This is a genomic window from Nocardia salmonicida, from assembly GCF_036142455.1.
GTDB classification, from domain to species: Bacteria; Actinomycetota; Actinomycetes; order Mycobacteriales; family Mycobacteriaceae; genus Nocardia; species Nocardia salmonicida.
Window position 1 is genome coordinate 6,514,787 of sequence record NZ_CP108014.1, and the last position, 20,986, is coordinate 6,535,772.

General features: G+C 67.9%; 22 protein-coding genes. 15 read left to right on the top strand and 7 right to left on the bottom strand.

The features are described from left to right. Window positions 1-12: 12 nt before the first annotated feature. Entirely contained in the window at window positions 13-627 is a 615-nt protein-coding gene (kstR, locus tag OHS03_RS30485) for a cholesterol catabolism transcriptional regulator KstR (RefSeq protein WP_056818959.1), read from the bottom strand. Between the two features lie 147 nt (window positions 628-774). Between kstR and OHS03_RS30490 the strand changes: the two genes are divergently transcribed. Genes OHS03_RS30490 through OHS03_RS30520 form a run of 7 tightly spaced genes read left to right on the top strand, consistent with a single transcriptional unit; the run spans window position 775 to window position 8,185 of the window. Continuing rightward, complete coding sequence (locus tag OHS03_RS30490; protein ID WP_328658807.1) at window positions 775-2,898, top strand: acyl-CoA dehydrogenase family protein; 2,124 nt, start codon at window positions 775-777, stop codon at window positions 2,896-2,898. Window positions 2,899-2,902: 4 nt separating this feature from the next. After that, complete coding sequence (locus OHS03_RS30495) at window positions 2,903-3,982, top strand: acyl-CoA dehydrogenase family protein (RefSeq protein WP_328658809.1); 1,080 nt, start codon at window positions 2,903-2,905, stop codon at window positions 3,980-3,982. Further along, complete coding sequence (locus tag OHS03_RS30500; protein WP_328658810.1) at window positions 3,967-5,130, top strand: acyl-CoA dehydrogenase family protein; 1,164 nt, start codon at window positions 3,967-3,969, stop codon at window positions 5,128-5,130. The genes OHS03_RS30495 and OHS03_RS30500 overlap by 16 nt, the downstream gene beginning before the upstream one ends. Next, window positions 5,127-6,098 carry a bifunctional MaoC family dehydratase N-terminal/OB-fold nucleic acid binding domain-containing protein gene (locus tag OHS03_RS30505; protein WP_405149457.1) on the top strand — a complete coding sequence of 324 codons (972 nt, stop codon included), beginning with the start codon at window positions 5,127-5,129 and terminating at the stop codon, window positions 6,096-6,098. Before OHS03_RS30500 ends, OHS03_RS30505 begins: the two co-directional genes overlap by 4 nt. 20 nt (window positions 6,099-6,118) lie before the next feature. After that, window positions 6,119-6,541, top strand: a complete 423-nt coding sequence (locus OHS03_RS30510; protein WP_328658815.1) for a MaoC family dehydratase — start codon at window positions 6,119-6,121, stop codon at window positions 6,539-6,541. Next, on the top strand, window positions 6,538-7,722 hold the full coding sequence (locus OHS03_RS30515; RefSeq protein ID WP_328658816.1) for a lipid-transfer protein: 1,185 nt from the start codon (window positions 6,538-6,540) through the stop codon (window positions 7,720-7,722). The genes OHS03_RS30510 and OHS03_RS30515 overlap by 4 nt, the downstream gene beginning before the upstream one ends. A gap of 25 nt (window positions 7,723-7,747) precedes the next feature. Further along, window positions 7,748-8,185: an NUDIX domain-containing protein gene (locus OHS03_RS30520; RefSeq protein ID WP_328658818.1), complete on the top strand. Its 438-nt coding sequence runs from the start codon at window positions 7,748-7,750 to the stop codon at window positions 8,183-8,185. On the opposite strand, the gene OHS03_RS30525 is transcribed toward OHS03_RS30520, so the two are convergent. Further along, window positions 8,158-8,763 carry a TetR/AcrR family transcriptional regulator gene (locus tag OHS03_RS30525; RefSeq protein WP_328658821.1) on the bottom strand — a complete coding sequence of 202 codons (606 nt, stop codon included), beginning with the start codon at window positions 8,761-8,763 and terminating at the stop codon, window positions 8,158-8,160. The two genes, OHS03_RS30520 and OHS03_RS30525, sit on opposite strands and share 28 nt — an antisense overlap. A 64-nt stretch (window positions 8,764-8,827) precedes the next feature. Here OHS03_RS30525 and zapE point away from each other — a divergent pair, with 64 nt between their 5' ends. The 6 genes from zapE (at window position 8,828) to OHS03_RS30555 (ending at window position 14,187) form a co-directional block, all read left to right on the top strand. After that, window positions 8,828-9,904 (top strand): cell division protein ZapE, encoded by a 1,077-nt coding sequence (gene zapE, locus OHS03_RS30530; RefSeq protein WP_328658823.1) that lies wholly within the window; start codon window positions 8,828-8,830, stop codon window positions 9,902-9,904. 138 nt (window positions 9,905-10,042) lie between these two features. Beyond that, complete coding sequence (locus tag OHS03_RS30535) at window positions 10,043-10,972, top strand: DUF4129 domain-containing protein (RefSeq protein WP_328658825.1); 930 nt, start codon at window positions 10,043-10,045, stop codon at window positions 10,970-10,972. Beyond that, window positions 10,969-11,463, top strand: coding sequence for a hypothetical protein (locus tag OHS03_RS30540; RefSeq protein WP_328658827.1), 495 nt, complete (start codon window positions 10,969-10,971; stop codon window positions 11,461-11,463). Before OHS03_RS30535 ends, OHS03_RS30540 begins: the two co-directional genes overlap by 4 nt. 17 nt (window positions 11,464-11,480) lie before the next feature. After that, complete coding sequence (locus OHS03_RS30545; protein ID WP_056818940.1) at window positions 11,481-12,443, top strand: AAA family ATPase; 963 nt, start codon at window positions 11,481-11,483, stop codon at window positions 12,441-12,443. Then, window positions 12,440-13,714 carry a DUF58 domain-containing protein gene (locus tag OHS03_RS30550; protein ID WP_062982801.1) on the top strand — a complete coding sequence of 425 codons (1,275 nt, stop codon included), beginning with the start codon at window positions 12,440-12,442 and terminating at the stop codon, window positions 13,712-13,714. Before OHS03_RS30545 ends, OHS03_RS30550 begins: the two co-directional genes overlap by 4 nt. Next, window positions 13,711-14,187, top strand: coding sequence for a hypothetical protein (locus tag OHS03_RS30555; protein WP_328658829.1), 477 nt, complete (start codon window positions 13,711-13,713; stop codon window positions 14,185-14,187). The genes OHS03_RS30550 and OHS03_RS30555 overlap by 4 nt, the downstream gene beginning before the upstream one ends. Here OHS03_RS30555 and OHS03_RS30560 read toward each other — a convergent pair. Together OHS03_RS30560 and OHS03_RS30565 are read right to left on the bottom strand one after the other, a co-directional pair. Then, on the bottom strand, window positions 14,171-15,001 hold the full coding sequence (locus OHS03_RS30560; RefSeq protein ID WP_328664485.1) for a GNAT family N-acetyltransferase: 831 nt from the start codon (window positions 14,999-15,001) through the stop codon (window positions 14,171-14,173). The genes OHS03_RS30555 and OHS03_RS30560 overlap by 17 nt on opposite strands. Before the next feature lie 67 nt (window positions 15,002-15,068). Beyond that, window positions 15,069-15,416, bottom strand: coding sequence for a winged helix-turn-helix transcriptional regulator (locus OHS03_RS30565; protein WP_056818933.1), 348 nt, complete (start codon window positions 15,414-15,416; stop codon window positions 15,069-15,071). Between the two features lie 70 nt (window positions 15,417-15,486). Here OHS03_RS30565 and OHS03_RS30570 point away from each other — a divergent pair, with 70 nt between their 5' ends. Then, window positions 15,487-16,254 carry an SDR family oxidoreductase gene (locus OHS03_RS30570; RefSeq protein ID WP_328658831.1) on the top strand — a complete coding sequence of 256 codons (768 nt, stop codon included), beginning with the start codon at window positions 15,487-15,489 and terminating at the stop codon, window positions 16,252-16,254. 66 nt (window positions 16,255-16,320) lie between these two features. Here OHS03_RS30570 and dmpG read toward each other — a convergent pair whose 3' ends face one another. From dmpG to OHS03_RS30585, 3 genes are read right to left on the bottom strand one after another with little or no spacing between them, the layout of a single operon-like run. Further along, window positions 16,321-17,376 carry a 4-hydroxy-2-oxovalerate aldolase gene (gene dmpG, locus OHS03_RS30575; protein WP_328658833.1) on the bottom strand — a complete coding sequence of 352 codons (1,056 nt, stop codon included), beginning with the start codon at window positions 17,374-17,376 and terminating at the stop codon, window positions 16,321-16,323. A gap of 12 nt (window positions 17,377-17,388) precedes the next feature. Then, entirely contained in the window at window positions 17,389-18,294 is a 906-nt protein-coding gene (locus OHS03_RS30580) for an acetaldehyde dehydrogenase (acetylating) (protein WP_056818927.1), read from the bottom strand. 23 nt (window positions 18,295-18,317) lie between these two features. Beyond that, window positions 18,318-19,103: a 2-keto-4-pentenoate hydratase gene (locus tag OHS03_RS30585; protein ID WP_056818926.1), complete on the bottom strand. Its 786-nt coding sequence runs from the start codon at window positions 19,101-19,103 to the stop codon at window positions 18,318-18,320. 172 nt (window positions 19,104-19,275) lie between these two features. On the opposite strand from OHS03_RS30585, the gene kstD reads away from it, so the two are divergent. Next, window positions 19,276-20,979, top strand: a complete 1,704-nt coding sequence (kstD, locus tag OHS03_RS30590; RefSeq protein WP_328658835.1) for a 3-oxosteroid 1-dehydrogenase — start codon at window positions 19,276-19,278, stop codon at window positions 20,977-20,979. Window positions 20,980-20,986: the final 7 nt, after the last annotated feature.

Sequence of the window (20,986 nt, forward strand, 5' to 3'; positions counted from 1 at the left end):
CGGGTTGCTAAGTTATCCGCGATCGCCCAGCAACAGGTCGACGGTGAGCTCGAGTCGTTCCGTGACATCGGTCGCGGACGCTCGCCGGGTGAGCCAGGCCACCAGGTTCGACAGCCACACATCGGAGATGACGCGGGCGATCGCGAGCTGGCGGTCGTCGGGTTCGCCGTCGCTCATCGCGCGGGCGAAGACCCGGTCCATCACCTTGCCGACCCGATCGACCTCCGCGGCGGCCGAGGCGTCGGCGAACATGAACGCGCGCGTCATCGCCTCGGTGAGAAGTGGGTCGCGCTGCATCATCCGGGTGATCTGGGTGAGCAGGGTGTGCATTCGTTCGGAGGGGCCGTCGCCGGGTAGCGGCTTTCGCTTGCCCTCGAACATCTCGAATTCCCTGGCCAGAGCCGAAACGAGCAGGTGCACCTTGGACGGGAAGTAGCGGTACAAGGTGCCGACGGCGACGTCGGCGCGTTCGGCGACCGCACGCATCTGCACGGCGTCGTAGCCGCCCTTGGAAGCGAGCGCGAGGGTTGCGTCGAGGATGCGCTTGCGCCGGTCGCGCTGCGCGCTGGAGCTGAGTTCTTCCTCGGACAGCGTGGTCACGGTGGGCGTTGGTGCGGGACTGTCCATCGTGGAAACCCTTTCGCTTCAGTGCAAATTCAACGGCTGAGCCGCGTGAGAAGTGTGGAGCGAGTGTAGCGCTCTTGACTTATGCCCGGCACAGATATTAGAACATGTTCTAGGAGTGGTAACCACGCCGGAAGGGCGGATCTTCTTGTGACCATCGCCACCACTGACGAGCACAAAGCCGTCGCGGCGTCGCTGCGGAGCTGGGCGAGTACGGTCGCGCCGATTGAAACAATGCGGGCAGGCGGTGCGGGTGCCTGGCGCGATTACTGGCCCGCGCTCGGTGAGTTCGGGCTGTTCGAGGTCGCGCTATCGGAGGACAATGGCGGGCTCGGCGGCACGGTCGCCGACCTCGCGGTGATGCTCGAGCAGACCGGCGACGATCTGGTCGGCGGTCCGGTGCTGGCCACCGCGCTGGCCGGGCTGATCACCGAGGGCGCGCTTGCCGAGGGCGCCCCGTGCGCGGTCGCGGTGCCCGGCGACGAGCAGGCCGCGAAGGCGACGGCCACCGATGCGGGCTGGAGTGTCACCGGCACTTGGGATTTCGTCTACGGCGCCGATGCCGACACGCAGGTCCTGGTGCCTGCCGACACCGTTGACGGCACCCGCTGGTTGCTGATTCCGGCTGCGGCAGTGACGATTACGCCGCTGGCGCACGGTGACCACACCGTGCCGCTGGCGCGGGTGAGCGCCGCCGAGGTAGCTGTCCCCGCCGAACACGGCTTCACGTCGACGGCCGATGTCACCGATCTCTTCGTGGCGCTCGCGGTCTCCGAACTGGCCGGTGTGGCCGGCTGGTGCCTGCGCACCGCTGTCGAATATGCCCGCGTCCGTGAACAATTCGGCAAACCCATCGGCACCTTCCAGGCGATCAAACACCTGTGCGCCTGGATGCTGTGCCGCACCGAGCTGATCCGCGCGGTCGCCGCCGACGCCGCCGCCGCGATCGACGAAGGCGGTGACGAGCTACCGATCGCCGCCGCTGTCGCCGCGTCGGTGGCGCTGGACGCCGCCGTCGACAACGCCAAGGACGCCATCCAGGTTCTCGGCGGCATCGGCTTCACCTGGGAACACGACGCGCACTTCTACCTGCGCCGGGCGAGCTCGCTGCGCCAGCTCCTCGGTGGTTCGGCCCGCTGGCGTGCCCGCGTCGCCGAGCTCACCAGGGCCGGTCAGCGCCGCACCACCGGCGCCGAACGGGTACTCGGCGACGCCACCGTCGACACCGAGCTGGCCGCCGAGATCACCGCCATCGCCGCCCTCGACCCGGCGCGGCGGCCGCGTGCGCTGGTGGAGGCGGGCCTGGTGATGCCGCATTGGCCGCGGCCCTACGGCCGCGCCGCCGATCCGATGACCTGCCTGCAGATCGCCGAACAACTGCGCCGCGTCGACCTGGCGACCCCCGACCTCGCCGTCGCGGGCTGGGCCGTGCCGACGCTGTTGCGGTTCGGCACCGAGGAGCAGATCGAACGCTTCGTCTGGCCGACCCTGCACGGCGAGGTCATCTGGTGCCAGCTGTTCAGCGAGCCCGGCGCCGGCTCCGATCTCGCCGCCCTGCGGACCACCGCCGAGAAGGTCGACGGCGGCTGGGTGCTGCGCGGCCAGAAAGTGTGGACCTCGCTCGGCTCCACCGCGAACTGGGGCATCTGCCTGGCCCGTACCGATCCGTCGGCGGCCAAGCATCGCGGCATCAGCTACTTCCTCGTCGATATGCGCGCCGCGGGCGTGCAGGTGCGGCCGCTGGTGCAGATCACCGGCGAGGAGAAGTTCAGCGAGGTCTTCCTCGATGACGTGTTCGTAGCCGACGATTGCCTGGTCGGCGCGCTGAACAACGGCTGGAAGATCGCGCGCACCACGCTCTCGGCCGAAAGGGTCGCCATGGGTGGCGGCGGCATCGGCGGCGCGCTCGAAGCCCTGCTCGATCGCTTCCCGGTCGGCGGATGGGGAACAGAACTGCGTGAGGACCGTTTCGGCGCACTGATCACGTCGTCGATTGCTGGATCATTGCTGGAACAGCGAATCGCGGTGGCGACGGTGGCAGGCGTCGACGCGGGGGCCCAGGCGGGCGTCCGCAAGCTGGTCGGCGTCCGGCATCGGCAGGAGCTGGCGGAATACGCGCTCGAACTAGTCGGCCCAGAAGGTTCTCTGGACAGCGATGCTCTGAAAGAATTCCTGCTTACACGGTGTCTCTCGATTGCGGGCGGTACCGAGCAGATCCTGTTGACCGTGGCCGCCGAACGGATTCTCGGCCTGCCGCGCGATGCGGACAGTTAGCTCGATGAGGGAGGACGCCGTGGATTTCACCCGCGACGAAAGCGCCGACGCCGTAGCCGAGGTAGTGGTAAGCCTGCTCGAACGTGAGTCGGCCAGGGATATGGCCCTGTGGCCGAGCCTGATCGACTCCGGCCTGCTCGCCGTGCCGGTACCGGAGCGATTCGGCGGCGACGGCATGGGATTGCTCGAAGTATCGGCGCTGCTCATGGAGTTGGCCACCGATGCCGCCGCCGTGGCGGCACTGCCGACCTTCGGGTTCGGTGTGCTGCCGCTGCTCGACCTGCTGTCGGACGAACTGGCCGAGCGCGTGCTCGCCGAGGTCGGCAAGGGCATCGTGCTCACCGCCGCGCTCACCGAACCGGGGGCGCCGTTCACCACCGCGCCCACCACCAAGGCGGTGCGCGACGGCGATACGGTGCGGATCACCGGCCGCAAGTCCGGCGTGATCTACGCGTCGGAGGCCCGGTGGATTCTGGTCCCCACCGATAGCGGCGTGGCACTGGTCGATTCGGTCGCGCCGGGCCTCGAGATCATCCCGGTGGCCGGTTCGGCGGGCATTCCGGAGGCGACGCTGGTGCTCGACGACGTCGAGATCCCGGCCGACCAACTGCTGCCCGACGTGCTGCCCGTTCTGCACCGTCACGCCCTTGCCTGCATCGGTGCGGTCGCCGACGGCCTGTTGAAGGGCGCGCTCACGCTCACCGCCGAGCATGTGCGCACCAGGGAACAGTTCGGCAGGCCGCTGGCCGAATTCCAGGCCGTGGCTCAGCAGATCGCCGATCTGTACGTGGTGTCGCGCACGTTGCACGTCGCGGCCGAGTCGGCGTGCTGGGCGCTGGCGCAGCCCGATCCGTCGCCGGAACTCCAGGACCGCATCGACGAGGACCTCGATGTGCTCGCGTACTGGGCCGCGGCCGAAGTTCCGCGCGCCATGCAGAAATGTCACCACCTGCACGGTGGACTGGGTGTGGATATCACCCACCCGATGCACCGCTACTACTCGCAGGCCAAAGACCTCGCCCGGCTTCTCGGCGGAGCGGGTCTTCGGCTCGACCTTCTGGGAGCAAGATGTTCATCGATCTGACCGCTGAACAGCGGCGGTTGCGCGAAGAATTGCGTTCCTATTTCGCCGATCTCATCAGCCCGGCCGAGGCCGCGGCGATGGCGGTGGACCGGCACGGCGACACCTACCGCGAGGTGGTGCGCCGGATGGGCCGCGACGGCTGGCTCGGTGTCGGCTGGCCCAAGGAGTTCGGCGGCCAGGGTTTCGGCCCGATGGAACAGCAGATCTTCTTCAACGAGGCCGTCCGCGCCGATGTTCCGCTGCCCTTGGTCACCCTGCTGACCGTGGGGCCGACCCTGCAGAAGTACGGCACCGACGCGCAGAAGAAGAAGTTCCTGCCCGGAATCCTTTCCGGCGACATCCATTTCGCCATCGGCTACTCCGAGCCGTCGGCGGGCACCGACCTCGCCGCACTGCGGACCACCGCGGTGCGCGACGGTGACGGTGACTGGATCGTCAACGGGCAGAAGATCTTCACCACCGGCGCCCACGAAGCCGACTACGTGTGGATGGCGTGCCGCACCGGCTCGGTCGAGTCCCGCCACCGCGGCATCACGATCCTCATCGTGGACACCAAGGACCCCGGCTATTCCTGGACCCCGATCATCACCTGCGACGGCGCCCACCACACCAACGCCACGTACTTCGACGATGTGCGGGTGCCCGCGGACATGCTCGTCGGCGAGGAGAACCGCGGCTGGCGGCTGATCACCACCCAGCTCAACCACGAGCGCGTCAGCCTCGGCCCCTCCGGCAAGATCGAACAGCTCTACGACCGCCTGCGTGACTGGTCGGCGCAGCACAGCCTGCTCGGCGAGCCCGAGGTTCGGCGCGCGCTGGGTCGGGTGCGAACCATGGTGCGGCTCAACGAATTGCTGAACTGGCAGGTCGCGGCGGCCGATACGTCCGCGGCGCAGAACGCGGTGATCGCCGACGCCTCGGCGACCAAGATCTTCTCCACCGAATCGCTGCAGGACGCGGGTCGCATTGTGGAGGAGATCATCGGCCGCTACGGCGACTCGGCCGAGCCCGGCACCGCCGAACTGCTCGGCTGGCTGGATCGGCGCACCAAGCAGAACCTCGTCGTCACCTTCGGTGGCGGCGTGAACGAGATCATGCGCGAACTGGTCGCCACGGCCGGCCTCGACCTCCCGCGCGTACCCCGATGAACAAGGAGCGGCGCGTGCCGGAATCGGTCACCGCAGAAGAACTCGCAGAGGGTGCGGCGAAGATCGTCGCGGCGGGGGAGTCGGCGCCGCGCGTCGGTCGTGATCCGGTGAACCAGCCGATGATCCACAACTGGGTCGAGGCCCTCGGCGACGCCAACCCGATCTACGTCGACGACGAAGCCGCCAGGGCTGCGGGGCATCCCGGCATCGTCGCGCCGCCCGCGATGGCCCAGGTGTGGACCATGCAGGGACTGCACGGAGTCCGGGCCGCCGACGACCCGATGAACCTCGCCAACGAGCTGTTCGACGCGGCGGGCTACACCTCGGTCGTCGCCACCAACTGCGAGCAGACCTACCACCGTTATGTGCGGCCCGGCGAAGAGGTGCAGGTCACCAGCAAGCTGGCGGAAGTCAAGGGCCCCAAGCGAACCGGGCTGGGCGACGGCTGGTTCCTCACCTACGCCACCACCTGGTCGGTCGGTGACGAGGTCGTCACCGAAATGCTGTTCCGGCTGCTGAAGTTCGCCCCCGGCACCGCCGCGGCCGCGCCCGCCAGGGATGGGATCGAGACCGCGCCCGAGGGCCGGGTCGGTCCGGTGATCTCGCGTGACACCGAATTCTTCTGGGCCGGTACCGAAATCGGCGAGCTGCGGATCCAGCGGCTGCCCGACGGCTCGCTGCGGCACCCGCCGATTCCCGCCCTGTGGCAGGACAAAGCGGAGCCAGGCGACTACGTCGTGGCGGCGGGCACCGGCACCGTGTTCAGCTTCGTGGTGCACCACGCGCCGAAGGTGCCCGGTCGCGACCTGCCCTTCGTCGTGGCCCTGGTGGAACTCGACGAAGGTGTGCGCGTGCTCGGCGAACTGCGGGGCATCGACCCGGCCGAGGTCGCCATCGATGTGCCCGTCCGCGTCGCCTTCGAAAAGCTCGCCGACGGAACCGTGCTGCCGTACTGGCAGGCCGTGTGATGACCGCAAAGGACGCCTCGATGACCCCCACGGTCGAACTCGCCACCCTCGCGGTGGGAACTGTGCTGCCGGAGTTGGCGATTCACGCCGATCCCACCTTCGTGATCAGCACCGCGCTGGCCACCAGGGACTTCCAGGATGTGCACCACGACCGCGACAAGGCGGTCGAGCGCGGGTCGAGCGACATCTTCGTCAACATCCTCACCGACACCGGTCTGGTGCAGCGCTTCGTCACCGACTGGGCCGGTCCGCGTGCGCTGGTCAAGCGCATCTCCCTTCGTCTCGGCGTGCCGCTGTACGCCGGTGACACCCTGACCCTTTCCGGCACGGTCACCGAGATCGACGGCACCCAGGTCACCATCGACGTGCACGGCAAAGACAGCCTCGGCGAGCACATCACCGCCACGGCCGTCATCGCCCTTCCCGATCTGGAGCCGAAATGAGCACCACTGCCCGGGCCGGTCTCTCCGGACACGCTGCCATTGTCGGCATCGGCGCGACCGACTTCTCCAAAGACTCCGGTCGCAGCGAATTGCGTTTGGCCGCAGAGGCTGTGAGCGCGGCGCTGGCCGACGCGGGTCTCACACCCGCCGACGTCGACGGCCTCACCACCTTCACCATGGACACCAACACCCAGGCCGCGGTGGCCAGGGCAGTCGGCATTCCGAGCCTGAAGTTCTTCAGCCACATCGGATACGGCGGCGGCGCGGCCTGCGCGACCGTGCAGCAGGCCGCGATGGCCGTGGCCACCGGGGTGGCCGATGTGGTGGTCGCCTACCGGGCGTTCAACGAACGGTCCGGTGCTCGGTTCGGTCAGTTCTCGCCCGCGCTGGCCGCCGCGCCCACGTCATCGGGGATCGACGCGGGCTGGGCCTACCCACAGGGTCTCGGCACGCCCGCCGCGCAGGTCGCGATGGTCGCCCGCCGCTATATGCACGTCAGCGGCGCCACCAGTGCCGACTTCGGCGCCGTGGCGGTCGCCGACCGCAAGCACGCCGCGGTGAACCCCAATGCCTTCTTCTACGACAAGCCGATCACCCTGGAACAGCACCAGGATTCGCGCTGGATCGCCGAACCGCTGCACCTGCTCGATTGCTGCCAGGAATCCGACGGCGGTGTCGCCATCGTGGTCACCAGCGCCGAACGTGCCCGCGACCTCCCGCAGCGCCCCGCGATCATCGCGGCCGCCGCACAGGGCAGCGGAGCCGATCAGTACGTGATGACCAGCTACTACCGCGACGCCATGACCGGCCTGCCGGAAATGGGACTCGTCGGCGACCAGCTGTGGGCGCAGAGCGGCCTGACCGCCGCCGATATGCAGGCCGCGATCCTCTACGACCACTTCACCCCGTTCGTCCTCATGCAGCTCGAGGAACTCGGCTTCTGCCCCCGCGGCGAAGCCAAGAACTTCATCGCCGACGGCGCCATCGAGATCGGCGGGCGCCTTCCGCTCAATACCCACGGCGGCCAGCTCGGTGAGGCCTATATCCACGGCATGAACGGCATCGCCGAGGCGGTCCGTCAGATCCGCGGTACCTCGGTGAACCAGGTGGATGCCCTGGAACGCATCCTCGTCACCGCGGGCACCGGCGTCCCCACCTCCGGGCTGGTGCTGACGTCATAGCCTCGGCCCTTCTACGCTCGACCAGGTGACTCCCCGCCACCTGGTCGACGTGCACATCCTGCTGATCCGCGGCGACGAGGTCCTGCTGAGCCTGCGCCGCAGCGGCGACGGGTTCGATCACCGCTGGCACCTGCCCGCGGGAAAACTCGAGGCCGACGAATCGGCGGCGACGGCCGCGGTCCGCGAAGCCGCGGAGGAGGTCGGGGTCGAGATCGATCCCGCTGCCCTGCGCTTGGTGCACGTCGCCCATGTCACCGCACCGGGCCGCGACTCCCGTCTCGGCCTTTTCTTTCGCGTCGAGGATTGGCGCGGTGAACCTTTCAATCGCGAGCCCGATAAATGCTACGCGCTGCAATGGTTTTTGCTCGGCGAACTACCCGACGACCTGATCGAATATTCCGCGCTCGGATTGGCGGCGTTGAATTCGGCCGAGCCTTATTCCGAATTCGGTTGGCAGGGCTGATAGTTACGACCACTTGTGAGGAAATCAGCCAGTGGTCGGGCGAGCTGATCGACGTCGGCCGCCGATCCCGCGCGCAGTCCCGCGAACCGATCGAAGACGAGTCCTTCCAGTAGCGCGAGGAAGTCGCGGGCTGACGCGCGGGGATCGACGGCGCCGAGCGCGGCGAACAGCGCGGTGGCGCGGTCCAGCGAGAACAGGCTGCCTGCCAGGCGGGCGTGTAGCTCGGGCTCGGACAGGACTTCGATGATCAAGGCGTGCCGGGCGATCAGGTCGTTGCGGCGATGAGTGAGCAGCTGCTCGAGCCACGTCGCGATATCGCGCGCGACCTGGGCTGGGTCCAGTGATTGCCGGTTCGCGAATTCCCGCTGTGCGGCGAGGAAATCCGCGCGCGATCGAGCGGTGATCCCGTCCGCCACCGCCTCGATCAACGCTTGCCGCGTGCGGAAGTAATAGGAGGTCGAACCCGGTGGCAATGCCAGTCGGGTATCCACCGCGCGATGGGTGAGTGCGCGGATTCCCTGTGTCGCGATGAGTTCGACAGCACCCGCCACGATCCGTACCCGTCGGTCTGTGGACATCGTCACCTCTCCTGGCCGTCCGCGACGCCCGTCCTCTACAACTGTAGAGGACGAAGGAGTACGCATGAAACCCGACACCGTGGTGCTCGACCCCGCACAACAGGCGGCCCTGCGCGCGCTCGAATCACTGTTGGACCCGGGCCGCTCCCTCGGTGCCCGGCGCCCCGCTGAACGCGGCGATCGGCGCACGGGCTGGTTCGGTCCGCTCACGCGTCCCTTCGGACGCGGCAATGCTGGTCGACCCGAGCAGCCTGCCGACCTGCGCCCGGATCGGTCCGGCGTCTACCTGCACGGCCGCCCGGGTCGGGGCAAGACCATGGTGATGGACCGCTTCTTCGCCACGGTCGACACAGAGCGCAAGCGCCGCTTCCACTTCCATGCCTTCTTCGCATCCCTGCACGCGGCCACCCACGCCCTCGGCTCGATCGAACGCGCGATCGGCGAACTCCTCGGCGACGCCGACCTGGTCTGCTTCGACGAATTCCACGTCACCGATATCGGCGACGCCATGCTCGTCGCCCGCATGCTCGACACCCTCTTCGCCGAGCGCCGCACCCTCGTGGTCACCTCCAACTACCGGCCCCAGGACCTGCTGCCCAACCCTCTGTTCCATGACCACTTCCTGCCCACCATCGCGCAGATTCTGGCTAATCTCGACACCGTCACCCTCGACGGACCGCTCGACTACCGCACCAGGACCGCACACCGCGATACCGGCTTCCTCGCGGGTCGTTACGTGGTCACAGCGGATATCGGATCAGCGTTCCCTCGCGTCGACGTGCCCATCGGTAACGGCCGAACCCTCCGCGCCCACGCCACCGCCGATGCCATCACCGTCGGCTTCCACGACATCTGTGCCGCCCCCACCAGTGCCGCCGACTATCTCCGTCTCGCCGAGCGCTACCGCCACTGGACCCTGCGCGAGGTCCCGCCGCTACGCGATGTCCCGCCCGACTGGGCCATGCGCTTGGTGAACCTCGTCGACGTCCTCTACGACGCCGATCTCCCGTTCACCGTCCACGCCCCCGAAGCCCCACACGAGCTGACCGGGGGCATCCCCGCGATTCCCGATCTGGCGCGCACCGCCAGCCGACTCGGTGAGTTGCCATTAACTGGCGAGTTAAACGTTCGCACTGCGTAGCATGCCCTTGATCCCAGGGGGACAATATTAGGAGAGGGTCCAAAAGCATCGATTTTCTCTCGAGCGGACCACTCGGCATGTAACTATGTGGCTGTTTTGTGCAGTCTCTCGGGGTTTGGTGGTACAGCTGTGATCGGGGTGAATCAGCCCATTACGCGGGCGATTGTCGTGATCGCACTGGTCGTCGCCGCGACGATCGCGTTGCAGGGCAGTCTGCCCGGCGCCGGGTCGAACTCGACCAGCGCTCCTTCGCCGCTGCTCGTCGCCGTGATGCCGGTCCTGCTGCTGGTCTCGATCGTCATCCTGGTGGCGGGCGTGATCGCCAGCCAGCATCGACTGCCGCTGGCGATGCCCGAAGCCGAACGCGACGCCATGCCGCGCATCCAGTGGCGCAGGATGGCGCTGCTGGTCCCGATCGCCGTGGCCACGGTCGCGCTGATCTTCGCCGGTGGCGTCACCGCGCTGTTCCTGCTGCCCGGCGCCCGCCCGATGCGCCCGGCCGCCGAAACGCTGGCCGAGGGCTCCGGCCCCGTACCCACCACCGACACCCATGCCGCGGACCCCACGACCGGACCCACGGAACTCACCGGCACCGCCCTGGTGATCGCGGCGATCCTGGCCATCGTGCTGATCGTGGTCGCGCTTGTCGGTCTGGTCGTCGTCGCCGTGGCCGCGCGCCGCGAACCGGCCCCTGCCGCGCCCGTCGAGAACGAACCGACCGCCAGTGAAGTCGATTCGCTCACGCGCGCCGCCGAAATGGGCCTGGCCGCGATGAACGCCCCGGGTCAGGACCCGCGTACCGCCATCATCGCCTGTTATGTGGCGATGGAGCGCGGCCTGTCCAGCGACCTCGCCGCCCGCCCGCTGGCCTCCGACACCCCGATGGAAGTGCTGGCCAGGGCATTCGAAAGCGGTGTGCTGCACGATGCTTCGGCCCGTGAGCTGGTCGCGCTGTTCGAGGAGGCGCGGTTCAGCCCGCACTCGATGCTCGAATGGCAGCGCATGCGCGCCGAACAACTGCTGCGCATCGTGCTCACCGACCTGCAACGCCGGCTGGTGACGGCGTGAATCGGACCTCGGTGATCGTCACGGCCATACTCGCCGTCGCTGTGATCGAAGTGGCGTTGGTGCGTCTGGATCGTGACTCGGTGCTGCTCGCCGTCGCCGTTCCGGTGGCCGCGGCGCTCGCGATGCTGGTCTGGTCGCTGCGCCACCGCGTGACCCGCGAGGAACCGCTCACCGAATACATCGACAACGGTCCCGCCGAGATGCTCGTTCGCTGGCACGCGCGCGCCGAGATGCTCACCGCTCGCGCCGACGGCACCCGTGCCGACTGGGACCGACACCTGCGGCCCCTGCTCGCCAAGGAATTCGAGCTGTCGACGGGGCTGAGGGTTTCCAAGAATCGCCGGGCCACCGAGGCCGCCGGTCAGCTGCAGTTCGGACCCGAACTGTGGCGCTGGGTGGATCCGGCGAACTCCGCGCTGCGCGATCAAACCGGACGCGCACCGGGTAAAGAGGCGCTGGATGAGATCCTGCGCCGTTTGCAGACGATGTGAGGGGTTAGAGGCCACCGATGACAATGCCGTTGAACGTGACCGTCCAGCGCTCCGATGCCGTACTGCGTGAGCTGGGCCGTGTCGTGGTCGGCAAGCGAGATGAGATGCAGCTCATCATGATTGCCGTGCTGGCCGGAGGGCACGTACTCATCGAGGACCTGCCAGGCCTCGGAAAGACCTTGATCGCGCGGTCTTTCGCGGCCGCGCTCGGACTCGACTTCACCCGCGTGCAGTTCACGCCGGATTTACTGCCCGCCGACCTGCTGGGTTCGACGATCTACGACATGGCGTCGGGCCGGTTCAACTTCCGTCGCGGTCCGGTCTTCACCAATGTGCTGCTCGCCGACGAGATCAACCGCACTCCGCCCAAGACCCAGGCCGCTCTGCTCGAGGCCATGGCCGAGGGGCAGGTGAGCATCGACGGCGAGACCTTCCTGCTCCCACAGCCGTTCGTGGTGCTGGCCACCGACAACCCGATCGAGTACGAGGGCACCTACCCGCTGCCCGAGGCCCAACTCGACCGCTTCGCCATCCAGCTGCGCCTTGGCTACCTCTCCGAGGCCGACGAGACGCAGATGATCCGGCGCAGGCTCGAGCGTGGTTCCACCGCACCGCAGGTGGGCCAGGTCGTCGACGCGCAGGGTCTGATGGAGATGCGTCAGTCGGTCGAGTTCGTTACCGTGCACCCCGACGTGGTGAGCTACGTCGTGGCGCTGGCCTCGGCTACCCGCAGCCATCCCCAGGTGGAGGTCGGCGCCAGCCCGCGTGCCGAACTCGATCTGGTGCAGATGTCACGGGCGAGGGCCCTGCTGCTCGGGCGCGACTACGTGATCCCCGAAGACGTGAAAGCGCTGGCGGTGGCGGCGATGTCGCACCGCATCACCTTGCGCCCCGAGATGTGGGTCCGCCGCATTCGCGGTGAGGACGTCATCACCGAACTACTCCGCCGGCTACCGGTGCCCCGCGCCACGAGCACATGAAGCATCGCGACGAATCCAGAACGGTCGAGGTCGACCTCCGGTGGCGGCCCGCGCCGCTGGTGTTCATCCTGGCCGGTTGCGCGGCAGCGGCACTGGTCGTCGCGGTGCTGCTCGGGCAGTGGCAGCTGGTCGTCTTCGCCGCGCCGATGCTCGGTGTGCTCGCCACCGCGCCGTGGCAGCAGGCGCCGACCAGAGTCCAGGTCGACGGCAGCGGCACCGTGCGCTGTTTCGAGAACGAGGTGATCGGTTGCAGTGCTGTCGCTTTCGTCGAAAGCGGGCACGCACTGCTACGGATGACAGCCCTGCCGCTGCCCGGCCTGGAACTCGAGGTCGAGGAAGCCCACGATTCCGGCGGTGCGCCAGCGGGCATGCGGCTCGGGCTCTCCGCCACCCGCTGGGGACGGTATCCGGTGCAGGTGAAGGTGTCCGCGCTGAGCCCGGCCGGGCTGGCGGTCGCGACGACCGAGCTGCCCGCGGCCAAACTCTACGTCTACCCCATCGCTGATCCGCAGCGAATGCGCTTGCCGCGCACAGAACTTCCCGACCGCATCGGCACCCACCTGACCCGCAGACACGGTCCTGGTGTCGAATACGCCGACATCCGCGCCTACACGCCGGGCGATCAGCTGCGCGCTGTGAACTGGCCGGTGAGCGCGCGGCGCGGCAGGCTCTACGTCACCCAGCGGTTCACCAACCGCTCCGCCGACGTGGTCGTCATGGTCGACACCTCGCTACAGGCGCCTGGTCCGGCCAGCGCCTCGCTGGAACTCTCGGTGCGCGGCGCGGCGCAAGTGGTGCAGTCGACACTGCAATCCGGCGACCGCACCGCCGTGGTCTGCCTCGGCGAAGCGCCTCGCTGGCTGCGCCCCGATATCGGACGCAGGCAGTTCTATCGCATCGTCGACACCGTCCTCGGCGTCGGTGACGAACACGTCGAGACCACCGGCACCCTCGCGCCCCACGCCGCCGTTCCGATCGGCGCGATCGTGGTCGCCTTCTCCACCCTGCTCGACACACAGTTCGCGCTGGCCCTGATCGACCTGCGGAAACGCGGCCACGTGGTCGTCGCGGTCGACGTCTTGCGCGGCGCTCCCTTCGAGGACGGCCTCGACCCCACCATGGCCAAGATGTGGCAGCTCGAGCGCGCCTCGATGTACCGGGATATGGGCACCGTCGGCGTCGACATCATCCCCTGGCCCGAAGACACCCGCCTCGACCAAGCCATGCGCCTGCTCCCCGAACACCGCCGAGCCGTACGGGTACGCCGATGACGAGATTCCTTGCCCTCTTGGCCGGCCTGCTGCTGGTCGCCGCGGTCGCGCTGATCAACCCCATCGCCGGAGTGCCCGCGCTGGCGCTGATCATCGCGAGCTGGTGGTGGCGCCCGGCCTCGGTCGGCGCGGTGCTGATCACCATCGCCGCGCTCGCCGTCTCCGATGTCGGCGTCATAGCCTCGGCGGCAACAGGTTTGGTCGCGACCACCTACCTGCTGAATGCCGCCGTCCTGCACGCCCCCGAAGGAGTGGTCCCCACCACCATCCCCTCGGTCGGCGGCGCGGTCCTGTTCACCATCGCCGCGGCTACCGCGGCCTGGGTCCCCGTCCAGTTGATCTGGGCCCCCTTGGCCGCGCCCATCCTCATCGTCGCGATCTACGCCCTGCTGGTGAGCGGCCTGTCGGCCAAGGGGCCGACCGTAGAAGAGATCCGCGTCGAGGAGGACTCGGGCCTCAAGCGGGGTCTTTGATAAGCACCGCTCGGGTGTAGAGCAGCGCGAAACCCTGGGCCTGGGAGTTCTTCTGGGATTTCGATCCCGGCTCGGTGGTGACGACCGCGAGGTCGCAGTCGGCCGCGGCCGCGGCGCCGAGGCGGGCCGAGAGCAACGCTGTCTGGACGCCTTGTCGACGGTGCTCGGGCAGGGTCGCCGCCCCGGCGAGCGCGGCGATGCCGTCGGACATGCGGAGGCTCGCGCCGCCTGCGGGAATGCCGTCTCGGTAGGCCAGGTAGCGGTGCGTGTCGCCGGTGGCGGCGAGGTCTCGTATGACAGCGGCGAGAATGTCGCGGGGGAACTCTTCGTGGGTGGGTAGACCGTCGTCGGGGTGGGCGAAGCCGTCGACGACGGTATCGAGCCAGGTATCGAACCCGTTCTCGTCATCGCGACGCACCTCGACCGACCGCGATGTCGGCCAGGCGCGTCCCCGCGGACGCAGGCCGAGCACGTTCTCGAACGAGGTCAACCGATACCCACGAGCGGTCAGGTCGACCCCGATCCGTGGGTCGGCGAGATGCGCCAATTCCACCTGGACCGGTGCCCCCACCTCGGCATAGGCCTGTTCGACCGCCGCCCACTGCGCCACCGTCGGCACCCCGGCGAAGCCGACTCCGACCACCTTGTTCAGCGGGGATCCGGGCCCCGCGAAACATGCCGCGCCACCGGCGATCTCGTGAGCGAACCCGGTGAACTCCGCCTCCCCCCGACGAAGCCCCGTGCTCACCCCGCCGGTGATGGCATCGGTCTCCATCCGCTCGATCCGGGCAGCCATGCCGGTATCGCAGAACAATATCGCCGCATCCTCGCTCATCAGCCAGTTATATCGCCGCTGTCCAGCGGTTTTTGCGATCAGTGGACTAACGGTCGGGACGCCACGGGATTCGGCCGTTGCCGTCGCCGGAGGACGTCCGGTTCTCGGACCAGTCCCATAGGGGTTGCAGGGATTCGGCGAGGAGGGCGCCCTCGGTGGTGAGTTCGTAGGCGCCGCGTTGGCCGTTCTTGCGGATCAGTGCCGCGGACTGGAGCTGCTGGAGTCGGTCCGAGAGCATGCTCGATGAGCAGTTGCCCATGCGTCGGCGGATGTCGAGGAAGCCGAGGGGGCCGGGCTCCAGTTCCCAGATCACGCGCAGCATCCAGCGCTGGCCGAGTAGGTCGATCGCGGCCAGGATCGCTTGCGAGGGCTCGTCGCCGGTTGCGCTTCTCATTCAGAAGCACGATAGTTGCTTCTGAATCAGAAGCATGATGGCCGGTCGGGGATGGACGAGGAGATCGACGATGGATTCGACAGTGCGGCAGGGTCAGCGGATCGTGCTGGTCACCGGGGCTTCACGGGGGATCGGGGCGGAGGCGGCGGCGCAGTTCGGCGCGGCCGGGGCGCATGTCATCGTGAACTTTCGGGAGAAGCGCAAGCGGGCCCAGGATGTCGTGGACGCGATCGTAGCCACGGGTGGGAGCGCTTCGGTGCTCGGTGCCGATGTCTCCGATCCGGCGGCTGTCGAGGCGATGGTCGCGGAGGTCGGCCGGACCTTCGGGCGGCTGGATACCTTGGTGCTCAACGCATCCGGCGGGCTCGAACGGGATGCCGATCCCGGGTACGCACTGCGGCTCAACCGGGATGCGCAGGTGAACCTGGCCACGGCGATGCTGCCGCTGATGCCGGAGGGCGGTCGGATCGTGTTCGTCACCAGCCATCAGGCGCACTTCATCCACGAGAACGACGATGTGCCACAGGGTTACACGCCGATAGCGCGCAGCAAGCGGGCAGGCGAGGACGCGCTCCGAGCGCTGATCCCCGAATTCCGGGAGCGCGGAGTCGGTTTCACGGTGGTGTCCGGCGACATGATCGACGGGACGATCATCGTCCGTCTGCTGGAACGGCGCGATCCGGGCAGTGTCGAGTCCCGCCGCGCGGCAGGCCCGTTGCCCACCGTCGAGGACTTCGCGCGCGTGATCGTTCGGGCAGGCACCGAAGCGGTCGCCGACGGCCACACGTACTTCGTCGGCGGCGACGACTATCTCGCCGCCGGTGCGCTCACGCGGTGAAAAACGTTGTGGGCCCACAACGCCGAACGGCGTGACCCGGGGGTCACGCCGTTCGGAGGGTCCGCATCAGGCCGAGGCGGTAACCGAAGCTTCGCGCTGGAGTTCCAGGGCGATATCGATGAGCTGGTCTTCCTGGCCGCCGACGAGCTTGCGCTTGCCTGCGCGGACGAGCATTTCGGCGGCGGAGACACCGTAGCGTTCGGCCTGGCGTTCGGCATGGCGCAGGAAGCTGGAATAGACACCCGCGTAGCCCATCATCAGCGCCTGACGGTCGAGCAGGCATTCCGACGGCATCGCCGGGCGAACCACGTCCTCGGCGGCGTCGGTGACGGCGAAGAAGTCGACGCCGGTCTTGATACCGAGCTTGTCGCAGACGCCGATGAAGGCTTCGACCGGCAGATTGCCCGCGCCCGCGCCGAAGCGGCGAGCCGAGCCGTCGATCTGGGTGGCGCCCGCGCGCACGGCGTAGACCGAGTTCGCCACGGCGAGGCCGAGGTTCTCGTGGCCGTGGAAGCCGACCTGGGCGTCGTCGCCGAGTTCGGCGACCAGGGCCGAGACGCGGTCGGAGACCTGCTCGAGGACGAGTGCGCCCGCGGAATCGACGACGTAGACGCACTGGCAGCCCGCGTCGGCCATGATGCGGGCCTGCGCGGCCAGCTTCTCCGGCGTGGTGGAGTGGGCCATCATGAGAAAGCCGACGGTTTCGAGGCCGAGGTCGCGGGCGTAGCCGAAGTGCTGGATGGAGACGTCGGCTTCGGTGCAGTGGGTGGCGATCCGGCAGATGGACGCGCCGTTGTCCTGGGAGATCTTGATGTCTTCCTTGACGCCGACGCCGGGCAGCATGAGGAAGGCGATCTTGGCCTGCTTGGCGGTTTCCGCGGCAGCCTTGATCAGTTCCTGCTCAGGGGTTTTCGAGAAGCCGTAGTTGAACGAGGAACCGGCCAGGCCGTCACCGTGCGTCACCTCGATGACCGAGACACCCGAACCATCAAGGGCAGCAACGATATCGCGCACCTCGGCCACGGTGAACTGGTGACGCTTGTGGTGCGAGCCGTCACGCAGCGAGGTGTCGGTGACACGCACATCGAGTTCGCCCGAGAAGGGCTTGAGGATATTGCTCATGGTCGAAACTCCTTACACCCGAGCCGAGATGATCTGGTCGGCCAGCACGTCACCCACGCGGGTGGCGGCGGCGGTCATGATGTCGAGGTTGCCCGCGTACGGCGGCAGGAAGTCGCCCGCGCCCTCGACCTCGACGAAGATCGACACCTTCGCCAAGCCGCCGGATACCAGCGACGGTTCGTCGAACTGCGGGTCGTTGAGCAGCCGGTAGCCGGGCACGTACTCCTGAATGGACTTCTCCATCCGGAAGATCGACTCCGAGATCGCGTCGCGATCGGCATCCTCGGGGATGGCGCAGAAGATGGTGTCGCGCATGATCATCGGCGGCTCGGCCGGGTTCAGGATGATGATGGCCTTACCGCGTTCGGCGCCACCGATGGTCTCCACACCCTTGGAGGTGGTCTTGGTGAACTCGTCGATGTTCGCGCGCGTACCCGGACCGGCCGACACCGAGGACACCGAGGCCACGATCTCGGCGTAGGACACCGGGACAACCCGCGAGACCGCGTTGACCATCGGAATCGTGGCCTGGCCACCGCAGGTGATCATGTTGACGTTCGCCGCGTCCCGCAGCGAATCCAGGTTCACCGGGGGGATCACGGCCGGGCCGACGGCGGCCGGGGTGAGGTCGACGGCGCGGATACCCGCGGCCTCGTATTTCGGCGCGTACGCGCGGTGCACGTAGGCGGAGGTGGCCTCGAACAGCAGATCCGGCTTCTCGTCGAGGGCGAGCAGCCAGTCCGCGCCCTCGGCGGAGGTTTCCAGACCCAGCCCGCGTGCCCGCTTCAGCCCCTCCGAATCCGGGTCGATGCCGATCATCCAGCGCGGCTCGATCTTGTCCGAGCGCAGCAGCTTGTAGAGCAGATCGGTGCTGATGTTGCCGGACCCCACGATCGCGGCGGTGACTTTGCTGGTCACGGTGTTCTCCTAGGAAGTCTGGTTCAGCTGAAACGCAAACGGACGGAACCGAGTCCGGTGAACTCGGCGAGGAAGTCGTCACCGGGGCGGGCGTCGATGGCGCGGGTGCAGGAACCGGGTAGCACGATGTCGCCCTTCTTCAACCGCACCCCGAAGGTCGCGACCTTGCGCGCCAGCCACGCGACGGCGATCACCGGATCGCCCAGCACCGCGTCGCTGCGGCCCTCGGCGATGACCTCGCCGTTGCGGGTGAGCACGGCGTCGATTGCCTTGATGTCGATGTCGCCGGGTGCGACGCGTTCTTTGCCGAGCACCCATCCGGCCGAGGAGGCGTTGTCGGCGATGGTGTCGGTCAGGCCGATCTTCCAGTCGTTGATACGCGAGTCGATGAGTTCGATCGAGGGCGCGTACGCGACGGTCGCGGCCAGCACGTCGGCCTCGGTGCAGTCCTCGCCGGGCAGGTCGGCGCCGAGCACGAATCCGACCTCGACCTCCACGCGCGGCAGCAGGAACTTCGAGGTGTCGACGGGGACGTCCTCGTAGACCTCCATGTCGGCGAGCAGGTGGCCGTAGTCGGGCTCGTCGACGCCCATCATCTCCTGCATCGCCTTCGACGACAGCCCCACCTTGTGCCCGACGACCTTCGCGCCGGACCGGAGCCGCCGCTGGATGTTGAGCAGCTGGATCTCGTAGGCGTCGACCACATCGATATCGGGGAACCGGTCGACGAGCGGCAACACGGCGACACGCTCGTCTTCGGCGCGGGCCAGTTCGTCGGCGAGATGGGTTCGTACCGCGTCAGGCAGCACGCGGACCTCCTTGGCAGCACGGTCGGAAGGATCTAGACGTCAAAACTGTAACCGGTTTTCCAGTCCAGCATCAGCCGTTCACCTGACAATACAACGCTACATCTGGTGATTTCTGCAACATGTTCTACTGAGTTCTATTTTTATCTGTCCAACGACCGGACCCTTCTATAACGTGTTCTACATGAGTGATCGGGAATACGATGTCGTGGTCGTCGGTAGCGGCGCCGCCGGGATGACCGCCGCCCTCGCGGCGGCGCACAAGGGACTGAGCGTTGTGCTGCTGGAGAAGGCCGCGCACTACGGTGGGTCGACGGCCCGATCCGGCGGTGGCGTCTGGATTCCGGGCAACAAGGCGTTGCTCGCCGCGGGCCGCCCCGACGACCGCGAGGACGCGCGCACCTACCTGCACAGCATCATCGGCGACGTGGTGCCCGCCGAGAAGATCGATACCTACCTCGATCGCGGCGCCGAGGCGTTCGACTTCGTCCTCGACCACACCCCGCTGAAGATGAAGTGGGTTCCCGGCTACTCCGACTACTACCCCGAGGCGCCGGGCGGCCTCGGTCAGGGGCGTTCGTGCGAACCGACGCCGTTCAACGGCAAGGTGCTCGGCGCGGAACTGGTCAACCTGGAACCGCCCTACGCCAAGGCGCCGCTGAACGTGGTCGTCATGCAGGCCGACTTCGTGCGGCTCAACCTGATCCGCCGTCACCCCAAGGGCGCGATGCGGGCGCTGCGCGTCGGCGCGCGCACCTACCTGGCCAAGTGGACCGGCAAGCATCTGCTCGGCATGGGGCAGGCCATCATCGCCGCCATGCGCAAGGGCCTGCTCGACGCGGGCGTGCCGGTGCTGCTCAACACCCCGCTCACCGACCTGGTGGTCACCGACGGCAAGGTCACCGGGGTCGAGGCCACCGTCGACGGCGAACCGGTCACCTTCACCGCGCGCTACGGCGTGGTGCTCGGCGCAGGCGGGTTCGAACACAATGCCGACATGCGGGCCAAGTACCAGCGTCAGCCGATAACCACTGAGTGGACAACCGGTGCCGCGGCCAACACCGGCGATGGCATCGTCGCGGGTATGGCAGCGGGTGCGACGGTCGGTTTCATGGAGGACGCCTGGTGGGGTCCGACGATCTTCAAGGGCGGCAAGCCCTGGTTCGCGCTGGCCGAGCGCAATCTGCCCGGCACCATCATGGTCAACGACCGGGGCGAGCGGTTCGGCAACGAGTCGGCGCCCTACGTCGAGGCGGTGCACACCATGTACGGCGGTGAGTACGGTCAGGGCGCGGGCCCCGGCGAGAACGTGCCGTCCTGGCTGGTGTTCGACCAGCGCTACCGCAACCGCTACATCTTCGCGGGCCTGCAACCGGGCCAGCGCTTTCCGTCGCGCTGGATGGAGAACGACTACATCGTCAAGGCCGACACGATCCAGGAGCTGGCCGAGCGCATCGGCGTGCCCGTCGACAATCTGACCTCGACGATCGAGCGTTTCAACGGCTTCGCCGCCGCGGGCAAGGACGAGGACTTCGGTCGCGGCAACAGCCACTACGACCGCTACTACGGCGACCCGACCGTGAAGCCGAACCCGTGCCTGGCCGAACTGTCGCAGGGCCCGTTCTACGCGGCGAAGATGGTGCCCGGCGACCTCGGCACCAAGGGCGGACTCGTCACCGATACCGCCGCGCGGGTGCTGCGCGAAGACGATTCCGTCATCGACGGCCTCTACGCCGCGGGCAACACCAGCTCGCCGGTGATGGGCCACACCTACGCGGGCCCCGGCGCCACCATCGGCCCCGCGATCACCTTCGCCTACCTGGCTGTGCTCGACATCGTCGCCAGGAAGAAGACCGACTCGGCGAAGGCGAACGCATGAGGGTGAG